This is a genomic window from Acinetobacter sp. LipI_15 (assembly GCF_058242865.1).
On sequence record NZ_JBZAYN010000001.1, the window covers coordinates 1,057,767 to 1,071,308 of the forward strand.

At 40.5% G+C, this 13,542-nt stretch carries 11 protein-coding genes; 7 read left to right on the plus strand and 4 right to left on the minus strand.

The features are described from left to right. Positions 1 to 5 precede the first annotated feature (5 nt). Positions 6 to 1,346, minus strand: a complete 1,341-nt coding sequence (locus tag AC4CU0_RS05120) for a deoxyguanosinetriphosphate triphosphohydrolase (protein WP_490742617.1) — start codon at positions 1,344 to 1,346, stop codon at positions 6 to 8. Positions 1,347 to 1,558: 212 nt separating this feature from the next. On the opposite strand from AC4CU0_RS05120, the gene AC4CU0_RS05125 reads away from it, so the two are divergent. The 4 genes from AC4CU0_RS05125 (at position 1,559) to AC4CU0_RS05140 (ending at position 7,806) form a co-directional block, all read left to right on the plus strand. Next, positions 1,559 to 2,593: a M20/M25/M40 family metallo-hydrolase gene (locus AC4CU0_RS05125; protein WP_490742618.1), complete on the plus strand. Its 1,035-nt coding sequence runs from the start codon at positions 1,559 to 1,561 to the stop codon at positions 2,591 to 2,593. 387 nt (positions 2,594 to 2,980) lie between these two features. Then, positions 2,981 to 6,817 carry a phosphoribosylformylglycinamidine synthase gene (gene purL / locus AC4CU0_RS05130; protein ID WP_490742619.1) on the plus strand — a complete coding sequence of 1,279 codons (3,837 nt, stop codon included), beginning with the start codon at positions 2,981 to 2,983 and terminating at the stop codon, positions 6,815 to 6,817. A gap of 326 nt (positions 6,818 to 7,143) precedes the next feature. After that, positions 7,144 to 7,272 carry a KGW motif small protein gene (locus AC4CU0_RS05135; RefSeq protein WP_490742620.1) on the plus strand — a complete coding sequence of 43 codons (129 nt, stop codon included), beginning with the start codon at positions 7,144 to 7,146 and terminating at the stop codon, positions 7,270 to 7,272. A gap of 78 nt (positions 7,273 to 7,350) precedes the next feature. Continuing rightward, complete coding sequence (locus tag AC4CU0_RS05140) at positions 7,351 to 7,806, plus strand: hypothetical protein (RefSeq protein WP_490742621.1); 456 nt, start codon at positions 7,351 to 7,353, stop codon at positions 7,804 to 7,806. Positions 7,807 to 7,845: 39 nt separating this feature from the next. On the opposite strand, the gene AC4CU0_RS05145 is transcribed toward AC4CU0_RS05140, so the two are convergent. Continuing rightward, positions 7,846 to 9,588 (minus strand): FAD-dependent oxidoreductase, encoded by a 1,743-nt coding sequence (locus tag AC4CU0_RS05145; RefSeq protein WP_490742622.1) that lies wholly within the window; start codon positions 9,586 to 9,588, stop codon positions 7,846 to 7,848. Positions 9,589 to 9,744: 156 nt separating this feature from the next. Between AC4CU0_RS05145 and AC4CU0_RS05150 the strand changes: the two genes are divergently transcribed. Beyond that, positions 9,745 to 10,626 carry a LysR family transcriptional regulator gene (locus AC4CU0_RS05150; RefSeq protein WP_233945141.1) on the plus strand — a complete coding sequence of 294 codons (882 nt, stop codon included), beginning with the start codon at positions 9,745 to 9,747 and terminating at the stop codon, positions 10,624 to 10,626. A 15-nt stretch (positions 10,627 to 10,641) separates the two neighbouring features. Beyond that, positions 10,642 to 10,959, plus strand: coding sequence for a YqfO family protein (locus AC4CU0_RS05155; protein ID WP_180003281.1), 318 nt, complete (start codon positions 10,642 to 10,644; stop codon positions 10,957 to 10,959). Between the two features lie 208 nt (positions 10,960 to 11,167). Here AC4CU0_RS05155 and AC4CU0_RS05160 read toward each other — a convergent pair whose 3' ends face one another. Continuing rightward, entirely contained in the window at positions 11,168 to 11,941 is a 774-nt protein-coding gene (locus AC4CU0_RS05160) for a nitroreductase family protein (RefSeq protein ID WP_078192029.1), read from the minus strand. 95 nt (positions 11,942 to 12,036) lie between these two features. Next, complete coding sequence (locus tag AC4CU0_RS05165; RefSeq protein ID WP_078192396.1) at positions 12,037 to 12,837, minus strand: enoyl-CoA hydratase-related protein; 801 nt, start codon at positions 12,835 to 12,837, stop codon at positions 12,037 to 12,039. 106 nt (positions 12,838 to 12,943) lie between these two features. Here AC4CU0_RS05165 and AC4CU0_RS05170 point away from each other — a divergent pair, with 106 nt between their 5' ends. Next, positions 12,944 to 13,513: a nicotinate-nicotinamide nucleotide adenylyltransferase gene (locus tag AC4CU0_RS05170; protein WP_490742623.1), complete on the plus strand. Its 570-nt coding sequence runs from the start codon at positions 12,944 to 12,946 to the stop codon at positions 13,511 to 13,513. The last annotated feature ends 29 nt before the right edge of the window (positions 13,514 to 13,542 follow it).

Sequence of the window (13,542 nt, forward strand, 5' to 3'; positions counted from 1 at the left end):
CAGCTTTAAAAGAAACCAACTTTATTGCCTTGAAGTTCCTGTGCAAGGTTATAAGCCTGATGGTCTGAAAATTTAGAGATAATATCCAATACTTGCATGATGTTTTCATAATGCAACGGCCCAAAATGTGCCCCCGAACGGTGGAGAATGGACATCAGTCGCTGTTCTTTAAAACTCAAGGTTTTATTTGGCGTAGTTAGAGGAATAAATGCGTCTAAAATATTTTGCAGACTTTGGTGTGCAATAATCTCTAAGCCTGCTTTTTGTGGATGTTCAAAAATTTTATCGCGAGCTAATTCTTTCGCTCGGTTAATTCCACACTTGATATCTTCACTGCAATACTGCAATAAACTGCCTTTAAGTTGACCTGACAAAATTTCATGATGATGGCGGGCGAAGGCTGTCGTGACTTCTTCGACTAGACGTTTCATCACTCGACCACGTAATGCGGCAATTTTTTGTTGCCAAGTGGTATCAGTCATCGCCAATTCGGCAGGTATGCCATAGTCACCGACCAAATCAAGGAAAATTGGCTCAACTTCGTTATAGTTCAACATGTTGAGGATAATGCCATCTTCAAGGTCAATTAAGGCATAACAAATGTCATCTGCGGCTTCAAGCAAATAGGTCAACGGATGACGACAGTAGTGATATTCGCCCAGTTGAATTAAACCGAGTTGTTCTGCAATTTGCTGCAAGATTTCTTTTTCTGCTTGATAACAACCAAACTTTGCTCGTTGGCTTGCAGGTTTATTGCCTTGCGATGCAATGGTTTTTGAAAGCCACGGGTATTTTAAATATGCACCTAAAGTTGCATAGGTTAAACGCATACCACCATCATTCGGATGATAGTCAATTTTAGTCAGTAAACGTAAGCCTTGTGCATTACCTTCAAACTGACGCACATCGGCTTCTTCTTCAGGGCTTAAGTCCTGTAAAAAGTTGGTATGCGATGCGTCATCAAACCATTCTCGAATGGCATATTCGCCTGCATGGCCAAAAGGTGGATTACCAATATCGTGTGCCAAGCACGCAGCTTGAATAATTGCACCGACATCGGCAGGTGAAATCCACATCGGGAGTTCATCTTTAATTTTCTCAGCCGCCAGCATCCCCAGTGAACGTCCAATACAAGACACTTCTAAAGAGTGAGTTAGGCGAGTATGAATGCCATCATGTTGGGTGAGGGGATGGACTTGGGTCTTGCGGTTTAATTGTCGAAAGCTTTGCGAAAAAATAATGCGGTCGTAGTCTTTGTGGAAGGGGCTACGTGCCTGTTCAGAACTGTGTTTATTGCTACCAATACGAACTGTAGAAAGAAGTTCAAGCCAACGCATTTGAGTCATTTATCATTATTCAATTATTACTTGAATTGAATAATGCCAAACTTAGCAGAAAAGCACTAGTCTGGGGCGACACAACTTGTCTTAAAAGATGTATGAGTGATTTGCCTTAATGAAATGCAAAACAAAACAGAAATTTAAAAATGGGCTGTTAGTATAGATGGGCAAATTTTACCTTTTATCCCATTTTTTAATTTTCAATGAGAATAATTTAAATGTATAGAAAACAATTTCTTCCTACTTTGACTGCACTAAGTTTGGGCGTGACATTTTTTTTGTCAGGTTGTACAAGTTTCAATACAGAAAAAAATATAACGAAAGTGCAGCCAAACCAAAATGTTGCTGCATCAGAAAATAGCATGATGCATCATTTACAAACATTTGAAGAAATTGCGGAACAAAATGGTGGCAATCGTGCAGTAGGTACAGCAGGTGGATTGGCTTCTGCACAATATATTCTTGAACAAGCCAAGAAAGCAGGCTTGCACGCGCAAATGTTGCCATTTGAAAATCGAGAAAAGACCGTTGGGCAAAATATTGTGATTGAGATTGAAGGGCAATCCAAAGATACCGCTGTGATTGTCGGCGCGCACTATGATTCGGTGAAAATGGGGCCTGGGATTAATGATAATGCTTCAGGCGTTGCAGTATTGTTAGCATTATTACAAGACTATGCGAAGCAAAAGGTAAAACCTAAACACACACTATATCTTGCCTTTTGGGATTCTGAAGAGGTTGGTATTGCAGGTTCACAAGCTTTTGTGAAATCACTCAGTGAGAAACAGCTTCAAGGCATTCAAGCCTATATCAATGTTGATATGGTGGGAACAAAGAATCCGAATATCATGATTGCCGATGGTGACCATTCATCAATTGGAGAAATGGCGGCACAGTTTAAAGCCAATGGACTTGCACAAAGTGATTATCAGCCAATTTTAGACAGCATGAGTCAATTACCTAAGCACCCGCAGGATGCTGCATTAGAACAAAGTATGCGTCAATATTTTAAAACCAATAATATGCAGATTAAAGATGATGTAACGACTTTAACAGCAAGCGATACTTTGCCATTTTTAGGGAAAGTTCCCGTTACTTCACTAATTTTATTTAATGAGCAAATGAAAGGTGATGAACTCGAATTTGCACCGTGCTACCACAAGGCTTGCGATATGATTGATGGTGTAGATGTAAACTCACTGAACTTAGCCCTTAATGTAATTCAAGATCTATTGTCAGATTTGAATAAATAAAATGTTTCAATTTCAAATGTGAATTGATTTTAGTCTTTATGAATTTCAGGTTTAAATCTCACACATTTAGACCTGAAATTAATTTTCAAATATGATTTGAACGCTTGATTAAAAAGTGAGTTGTTGTTGAAAAATAAAACATTTTTATAGTTTGAATATTATTCTTAGGATGAAATGAAAAAATCAGATAATTTTGTGTTAATCTGTGCGACTAAATTCAATTTTATTATTTAAAAATAAAAGCATTATTGCCTAAACTTCCCGATATAAGCACTACAATTTCACTTTCACATCTAGCTGATTTAACTAATACACAGTAGAATATGCGCTCTCTCAAGTCACATTGTGGCATGGTCTTTTCGATCATCCCGTGGAGCCAAAATCAGCATGTTTATCGTTGCCGGTGCACCTGCACATTCTTCATTTAAGAAAACTCAACTATTATCACGTTTAACGTCAATTAGTTCTGTTCAATCAATTGAAAGTCAATGGGTTTACCTTTTTGACCAAGCGCTCAACGAGCAACAACAGCAATCCGCTTTACAGCTTCTCAACGATGGTCAATCTTTTGAATTGCACCAAGCAGCAAGTGACGAAGTCCAAATTTTAGTGACGCCACGTGTTGGAACCATCTCTCCGTGGTCGTCTAAGGCAACAGACATTTTTGCCAACTGTAATACACCGGTTCATCGCCTTGAACGCGGTGTTTTATTTACTTTGAAGGGTGTAAATGCTGTTTCTGATGAAGTAAAACTAGCATTACATGATCGCATGACAGAAAGCGTTTTCAATGCTATTGAAGATGCTGCGGCACTTTTCTCTGAAACTGAACCAAAGCCTTTAAACTCAATTGATATTTTGGGTCAAGGTAAAGAAGCGTTGGTGAAAGCTAACTCTGAATTTGGTTTTGCGCTTTCTGATGAAGAAATCGATTATTTAACCGATGCATTCACAAAAATGGGTCGCAACCCGCATGACATCGAATTGATGATGTTTGCTCAAGCAAACTCTGAACACTGCCGTCATAAAATCTTTGGTTCAGAATGGACAATTGATGGTGAAGTTCAACCATTGTCATTGTTCCAAATGATTAAAAACACCTATAAAGAATCACCTACAGATGTATTGTCGGCATATAAAGACAACGCTTCTGTAATTGTTGGTTTTGACACACAGCGTTTTTATCCAAAACTAGATGCTGAAACAGGTCACCACGTTTATAAATACAAGAGTCAAGCCGCTCACATCTTGATGAAAGTGGAAACACATAACCATCCGACAGCGATTGCACCATTTGCTGGTGCAGCAACAGGTTCGGGCGGTGAAATCCGTGACGAAGGCGCAACAGGTCGTGGTGGTAAGCCAAAAGCTGGTTTAACAGGTTTTACCGTATCTAACTTGAACATTCCGGGCTTCGAACAGCCTTGGGAAGAAAACTACGGCAAACCATCTCGTATGGCATCTCCACTTCAAATTATGATTGAAGGTCCATTGGGTGGTGCTGCATTTAACAACGAATTTGGCCGTCCTGCGTTAAATGGTTACTTCCGTACATTTGAACAAAATGTCAATGGCGACGTAAAAGGCTTCCATAAGCCAATTATGATTGCCGGCGGTTACGGTAACATCCGTCCTGACCATGTAGAAAAAGATGCAATCCAACCGGGCGATCTTTTAATCGTACTTGGCGGTCCTGCAATGTTGATCGGTCTAGGCGGTGGCGCAGCATCTTCTGTGGACAGCGGTAAGTTGGGTGAAAACCTAGACTTCGCTTCTGTACAGCGTGAAAACCCAGAAATGGAACGCCGTTGCCAAGAAGTCATCGATGCGTGCTGGCGCATGGAAGATCATAACCCAATCGTGTCTGTACATGACGTAGGCGCGGGCGGTATCTCAAATGCAATGCCTGAACTTGTGAACGATCATGAGTTAGGTGCGGTACTTGATCTGCGTAAAATTCCATCGCTTGAAAAAGGCATGTCTCCGATGGAGATCTGGTCGAATGAAGCGCAAGAACGTTATGTTTTGGCGATCCGTCCATCATCTTTAGAACTCTTTGAATCACTGTGTGCACGTGAGCGTTGTCCGTTTGCGGTATTGGGTGAAGCGACTGAAGCGCGCCATTTAACCGTTGAAGATCCATTGTTTGAAAACAAAGCTGTGGATATGCCAATGCAAGTGATGCTTGGCGGTACACCACGCATGAGCCGTTCATATGAAACCATTGAACGTAAAGGCGATGACTTCGAAGCGTCAAAAGTAACTGATCTGAAAGATGCGATTTACCGCGTTCTTAAGAATCCAACTGTTGCGTCTAAATCGTTCTTGATCACGATTGGTGACCGTTCGATTACAGGTATGGTTGCACGGGATCAGTTTGTAGGTCGTTGGCAAGTACCTGTAGCTGATGCTGCAGTGACAACAACAAGCCTTGTCGGTTACACAGGTGAAGCAATGGCAATGGGTGAACGTCCACCCGTTGCGTTGTTAAATCCTGCTGCTTCTGCACGTTTATCTGTAGCAGAATCAATTTCAAACATCATGTCTGCAAAAATCGACCAGATCAGCGACATTAAATTGTCTGCAAACTGGATGGCTGCTGCAGGTCAACAAGGTGAAGACCAAGCGCTATTCGAAGGTGTTAAAGCCATCGGTATGGAAATGTGTCCTGCTTTAGGTATCGCAATTCCTGTAGGTAAAGACTCATTGTCTATGCGTACAACGTGGAATGACGAAGGCGAAGACAAGTCGGTAACTTCTCCAATGTCAGGCGTGATCACTGCATTTGCACCTGTGACTGATGTACGTAAAACATTGACACCTGAACTTAAAAATATTGAGTCTGTACTTGTACGTATCGATCTTTCTAAAGGTCAGTTCCGTCTAGGCGGTTCGATCCTTGCTCAGGTTTATAAAGCAATCGGTTCTGTAACACCTGACGTAGATAGCTTCGATGACTTCAAAGCATTCTTTGCATTGGTTCAAGATTGGAACAACCGTGGTCTAATCAAGGCTTACCATGACATCGGTGATGGCGGTCTATTGGCAACTGTTGCAGAAATGATGTTCGCTTCACGCCTAGGTGTAGCACTTGAAGATCAATCTGTTGAATCGTTATTTGCTGAAGAAATTGGCGCAGTGCTTCAAATCAGCAAAGCGGATTGGGCTGCATTAGAAGCTGAAGTTGCAGCGTCTAGCCTTAAAGATGCAATTGCAGTTGTGGGTACTGTAAACGATACAGATACTTTAACTGTAAATGGTTTGAGCTTAGACCGTGCTGAATTACAGCAAGCATGGACCGAAGTGTCACATCAAATCCAGCGTTTACGTGACAACGTAGAAACTGCGGATCAAGAATATGCGCTGATCGCTGACAAATCACATGCAGGTTTAATTGCAAAACCAACATTTGATTTGAACGAGCCAATCGAAGCACCATACATCAATGAACGCCGTCCAAACATGGTGATTCTGCGTGAACAAGGTGTAAATGGTCATGTAGAAATGGCTGCTGCATTCGATAAAGTCGGCTTCAACACTGTAGACGTACACATGAGCGACTTGCTTGCTGGCCGTATCAGTCTTGATGACTTTGAAGGTTTAGTCGCGTGTGGCGGTTTCTCTTACGGTGACGTATTGGGCGCAGGCGGCGGTTGGGCGAAATCTGTATTGTTCAATCCTAAACTTCGTGACCAATTTGAGAAATTCTTCAACCGTGACGAAACATTCTCTCTAGGTATTTGTAACGGCTGTCAAATGCTGTCTCAGCTTGCACCATTAATTCCAGGTGCAGAAGCTTGGCCTCGTTTCCACCGCAATACTTCTGAGATGTTTGAAGCGCGTGCAGTTAACGTACGCGTTGAAAAATCAAATTCTGTATTGTTAGAAGGTATGGAAGGTTCGATTCTTCCTATCGCTGTAGCACATGGTGAAGGTCGTGTGGTTACAAGCGCAGAAAACATTGCAGCATTGAATGCTGGCGATCAAGTGATCTTGCGTTATGTAGATAGTCAAGGCAACCCAACGCAGCATTACCCAATGAACCCGAATGGTTCGCCAGAAGCGATTTCAGGTGTAACGTCTAAAGACGGTCGTGCAACGATTATGATGCCGCACCCTGAACGTAACTTCCGTGCGATTCAGCATTCTTGGAAACCAGAAGATTGGGATCAAGACGGTGCTTGGTTACGTATGTTCCGTAATGCACGTAAATTTATTGGTTAATCTTAGATAGATGAATAATAGAAAAGAGCTGCCTTCGGGTGGCTTTTTTATGGTTAAAATTTACCAAAAGATATATTAATTATTGTGAATGCTTGTTTTTACACATATAATCGCTTTCGATTTTTAACCACCTGCGGGTGGTTTTTTGTTGGTTTTAAATTTTTATTTCTCCCACTGAACTTGGTTTAGATTTTGCTTTTATATTTGTGGAAACATGCTAGTGTGTATTTTATGCACAATAACTATGCAAGATTAAAGACAGCAAGATAAAAGAAAGATGGATAACTAAACGAGTTCAGTATCAACACTCATGATGAGGTGATGACATGATTAAAACAGCGGAATATTCGGCAGTTGATAAGTCTGCGCTGCGTAAAAAGGGCTGGAAGCTTTTTGGTGCAGTGGTGTGTTTGCAGTTGGTGTTTTTAGTTTTGGGTTATGTTTTACAGATGTAATATTTGAACAATTGAAACCGCCGTGAGGCGGTTTTTTATGTAAACTAATGCATAATTAAAAAACTGCAAAAATTAATAATGAGCTTTAAACAATTTGTATTATTAAAAGATATAAAAATATTTTTACTTTTAGGCTTTATGTTTCCGTCAACATTGTTAAGTGGGTGCTTTCCTATTTTAAAAACGAAGCATCCGAAAATTAATATAACTGTTATCAATGAGCAAAATGAAAAGTTGGACGATGCAGAAGTATTTTTAAATCTTACAACATGGCAAGGCAAGTCTTTTACTGAATCTACATTAAAAAAAACACAGGACGGAATTGCTACATTTTCTGCAGAGAAAAGTTTGCAATTTATTCATATATTTCCAGCAAAATATAGTTGGTCGATTTGCGTTTATAAAAATGGATATAGTCAAAATAGTTTTGCGCCAAAAAGTTCAAATAATCGAACACAAAATTTAGTATTGTTGTTAGATAAAGCTGAAATAGGTGTAGAAAAAAAACAACATTGTTGGAAAGAAAAATCCTAAAATATTGAATTAATAAAACCACCCGAAGGTGGTTTTTGATTAAATAGCCAATTGGATCTGCTTTAACACCGCCTTCAACGTATTTTCAAAATCAAAAGCAGCATTGGTACTGTCTTGGTATCGCCAAGCCACATAACCATCTGGACGAACTAAGACAGCGCCTGATTCATGAATTTCAGATTTAGCATTCCACGTACCGTACACATCACGGTATTCACGGGAACCAATTTGAATCACATCTAAATAAGGTAGATTCAACGATTCAGCAGCAGATTTCCAACCTTTGCCTGAAAGACCTGTCAGTAGGGTGAAACGACCATGCCCTGTAATATCTAAGGTTGATTGCTTGTTGCCTTTGGCATCAATTAACCAAGTATGTGGAACTTTAGCCCCCGGACGCGTGGTTGCTTGCAAGTAAAGCTGTTGATCTTTGGCAAAGATCTCAGGCTCAGATTCAGCAATCATGGCATTGGATGTATAGCGCTGATTCAACTCTACACCTTGAGCATTAAATTCAAAGTTTTTAATTTCTAAGGCTTGATAAAGCTTTTGACGGATTTCTGCAGCTTGTTCATCTTCCGCAAAAATACGTTGCATCATTTGAGCTTGAGTTGTGATGCCTTGGTCAAAACGAAATACCTCTTTGAGATGCTTATAGTCAAAGCGAGATTGGTTGGCACGCGCCACGATTTGCTTGCCGACAGGCGCACGCTCAGTGGTATAAGATTCAAGTAGAGCTGGAGCAGCCCAACCTTTGATGGCATACGCTAATTTCCAACCGAGGTTAAAGGCATCTTGCATACAGGTATTTGAACCTAAGCCACTTGATGGTGGATGACGATGCACCGCATCACCACCGCAGAATACACGACCTTTTGAATATTCAGTTGCCCATGTTTGGTTCACATACCAATAAGACAATTTTTGAATTTCGACATTTTCTACTTCAGCACCGACAAAGGCATTTAAACGCGCACGAACTTGCTCTTCGGTGACTTGTGGTTCGCCTTTGGAAATATCAAAGCCCCAACCCATAATCCATTCATTCCAAGGTGTAATGGCACGGAGTAAGCCCATGCCCAGATCACCAAAGCTCGCTTCAGGGTTAACAATCCATTGCAAAATAGCAGGGCGGTTTTTCACATATTGAGAGAGATCTGCTTTAAAAGTCACATACACCGTTCCTGCACGAGCCATGATCCCTTCGAGGGGTAAATCAAGCTCTTCAAGCACTTTAGAGCGAGCACCATCCATACCAATTAAATATTTGGCACGTAAGCTAAATTCAGTTTGGGTAATGCGATTAAGGAATGTTGCTGTTACGCCATGTTCATCTTGTATATGCGATAAATATTCAGTATTAAAATTATAAATCGCACCACGCTCGGCTGCATTTTTTACCAACAAAGCTTCCATTTTCGGTTGAATAAGATCGACTAATGGACAGGGGCTACCTTTAATATAATCGCCATGACGTTCATCGCCCGTGCCCCAAGCACTCATACGGGCAATTTCTTCACCGACAAGACTTGTGGTAATGAGGCTTTCACCCATCTGCTCCCAAGGCGTTGCAATTTCTTTGACCTGTTCTTCGATACCTAAGTCACGCAACACTTCCATCGCACGTTGGTTGGTAATATGGGCACGAGGACTATTGGCTAACCAATTAAATTGGGTAAAAAGCTGAACCTGAATACCGTAATTTGCCAAGGCTAAACCTAAAGTAGAACCTGCAGGCCCTGTGCCAATAATCAGAACATCGGTATCGTATTGCTGTGTCATACAAAACTCCATGTGTATGTGAAGCGCAAACTTGGAATAGTCCGCAGTCTAGGCAAATGATTTTCCGAGTAGAATGGATATTCATATAAACTATAGATCTATTGGTATTTTGACTGCATGACACGGGTGATGTAGTGAGTGTGTGGAGTGAAGCGAATGGAATTACGACATTTACGTTATTTTGTGACGGTGGCGAAAGAACAGAGTTTCACTAAGGCAGCGGAAAAACTATTTACAGCACAACCATCGCTCAGTCAGCAAATTAAAGACTTAGAGCAGGAGGTTGGGGTGCAATTATTTGAACGTTCTGCCCGAAAAGTCTTACTGACCGATGAAGGGCAGGCTTTTCTCAAATATGCCGAGCAAGCAATTCAAAATGCCAAACAAGCTGTAGCTGCAGCTCGCCACGTGGCGCAAGCTAAAAATAACCAAATACATATTGGCTTTTTAAATGTCGCAGAATTGAAAATTATGCCGAGTATTTTGGCGCAATTAAAACAACATATCCCAGATTTAAAAATTCATTTACATAGCTTGACGTGTACAGAGCAAATCCAAAAACTCAAAAATACTGAATTGGATATTAGTTTTACTCGTTATCACTTAAGTCATGACGACTTTACCAATATTCAGGTTTTAAGTGAGCAGATCTATCTAGTCGGTGCAGCGCATCTGCATCCATCAGATCGCATCTTAAAACTTCAAGAGTTAAAAAATCACACCATTATTATGTGTGAACAAAATGCTTCTCCTGTTTTTTACGATACCTTAAATGCCTTGATTCCTTTTGATCAGCATCAACATGATCACATGCTGTGGGTGACTAATGTCATGCAGCATTTAAATTTGATTAATATGGGCATGGGACTGAGTTTTGTGCCCGAGTATTTACTCAAGTTTTTAAATGATTCGGTCAAAGTCATTCAAACAGATGTGGATTTACCGAAATTAGGTTTATATGCAACCTATCCGCATGCATCGAATAATGTTGCATTAAAAATGATTTACAGTGCTTTAAATAATGTAACTGCACAATAGCGTCTGGAATAACCAATGTTAAAACTGATTTATTATGTACCTGAGTCTCACTTAGAGTCGACTAAACTGGCCGTATTTGAAGCAGGAGCAGGCGGTATAGGCAACTATGAACACTGCGCTTGGCAAGTAATTGGAACAGGGCAGTTTAAACCTGTAAAAGGTGCAAATCCATTTATTGGTGAGTTGGATCAGCTTGAATCTATCCCTGAATGGCGTGTGGAAACCATCGTGCCTGAAGAGAAGGCGAGTGAGGTCGCAAGGGCTTTAAAAGCAAGTCATCCTTATGAAGAGCCGGCATTTGAGTTTATTCAAATGGTGGATATTCAATTTTAATGATGCTTTTAAATTTTTAAGTTATAGAAAAAAGTAGATACACGAAGGGTGACATGGATGTCACCCGTTAGACAGAGATTTAAGGATGAATCTTCTGTCTAACAAGGGATTTTGGTTACTTTGATCCTTCAAAGTAACGTAATACCTACGCGTTATACACTAAAGTCACGTAGCTAATTGAGGTTGTGAGTATTCAATTGAAAGCAAGTTAAACCTTCTGAATAAATAAATCACGATCAAAACGATACTGCGGGAAGAACACACCATCTTTAGCACGTTCACCTGCACCAATCACCATCACTGGGTATTGCTGAGCATTTAATCCTAAAATCTTCTTCACCAAAGGTTCATCAAAACCTTCCATCATACAACTGTCAAAACCATAGGCGCGTAAAGCCAAAACTAAGTTTTCACAAGCCAATGCTGTAGTTTTGCTCGCCCAAAGTTTAGCATCTGCTTCATTAAATGCTGTTACAGGCAATTGTTTATCCAGTGTACGTGCAACTTTGAAAGCAACTTTCTTAAAGTTACCTAGGGCGTTGAAGTAACCAGTTTTATAGTTATAAGGAATAAACTTGTAATACTTCTGTACAGCTGCAGGTGCTTCAGGAAATGGAAATTCCGAAATATTCCGTTTTGCCATTTCATCTACACGGTCGGTACGCGCGACACAGACAATCAATTCAGCAGCAGTTTTTGCAGCTAATTGCCCTAAGCAAGCTTTCACCAATTGTTTTTTCTTTGCGGGATTCTGAACGACATAGAATGTCCACGGTTGTAAATTCGATGAATTCGGTGCAAGCAGGGCAAGGTCTAAGCATTCATCTAAAACGTCGTTTGGAATGGCCTTGTCGGTAAACTTACGTACAGAACGACGGCTTTGTACAACTTTTTTAAAATTCTCGATATCGATGCCTTCAGGCGCAGGCTCGTAGTAGCGTTTCTTTTCAGGTTTAGTTTCAGTTTGTGATACTGCAGTCATGTGGAAACATCCAGTTTTTTAATTTAGAAAATAGATTGGGGCTGAGATGAAAAAAACCACCCAAATATGAGTGGTTTTTTAGTTCCATTAAAACATTAATTGAACTGAGAGAAGTCAGGTTTGCGTTTTTGCATAAAGGCGGCAACAGCTTCCATCATTTCTGGAGAGCCTACTCGATCCATGAAAATTTCAGCTTCATGGTCAATCCATGCCACGATTTCATCTACATTATGTTTCATTAATGCTTTTGATTGAACCAAAGATGCTAGTGGAAGTGCAGATAACTGTGCTGCTTTTTTCGCAGCTGTCGCATAAGCATCTTCTTCAATGCTATTGACCAAATTTGCTGAAAGCGCTGTCGCACTATCAAACTTCTGAGCAGTTAACAGTAATTCCGCCGCTTTATGGTAGCCGGCTTGTTGAACCAATAGCTTGCTCGATGCACCTTCAGGCGATAGACCAAGGCTCACAAACGGAATTTGGAATAGGGCAGTATTGTCGCTGTAGACTAGATCGCAATGAAGCAGAATCGTAACACCAATCCCAATGGCAACACCACGAACCGCAGCAATCAGCGGCTTAGAAAATTGAGCAGCAGATTTTAACAAAATAAAAGGTGCGCCTTCTGAAGCTGGAGCTTGTCCTTTTTGAGCAGCAGATTTCATAAAATCTTGCATGTCATTGCCCGCACTGAAGTCTGCATCTTGACCACGGAGTACTACTACACGCACTGAAGTATCTTGATCAGCTTCATCTAATGCTTTTGCAATCCACAGATATAATTCTGTATACAGCGCGTTCTTCGCCTGAGGTCGGTTAATGGCTAAGGTCAGTACGCCATTGTCCAAATTCGCATTCAAATGTTCATGGGGTTGTTGAATACAGCTCAGTGTCATCGTACTATCCTTGCGTAAAAGTTTCGTTTTGATTTTATGCTCGACATTATGTCGCATATTTCAGCCTGTGGCACAACTGCTCAGTTCATAAAAAGTTTGATTTGATATGAAATATACATTTGATTATTTGGTTTTCATTGGGCGTTTTCAGCCGTTCCATTTAGCGCATTTGCAAACCATTAAAATTGCCTTACAACAAAGTCAATATGTGCTTTTAGCACTGGGTTCGGCGCAAAATGAACGTAATATCAAAAATCCATTTTTGGCTGTAGAACGTGAGCAGATGATCCTGTCGAATTTTTCAGAGCAAGATCAGAAGCGAATCAAGTTTGTGCATGTGATAGATGTATATAACGATGAAAAATGGCAAAAGTTAGTCAAATCTTTGGTGAATGATGTAATTGAAACGAATGCAAAAGTCGGTTTGATCGGGCATTTTAAAGATGATTCTTCTTATTATTTAAAATTCTTCCCCGAGTGGAAAATGGTTGAGCTGGATAGTCTAGAAGGGGCGATTTCTGCGACACCAGTACGTGAAGCGTATTTTCGTGGTGAAATTGAACGAGATGCCTTTCCTCAAGGTACCGTCGATTTTTTGCAAAAATTTCAACAGACAGACATTTATAAACAACTTCAACACAAATTTATGACTCAGGATAAAACAAATCTGCTATAAAAAAACGCTAAAATTTCTAGCACTACAAT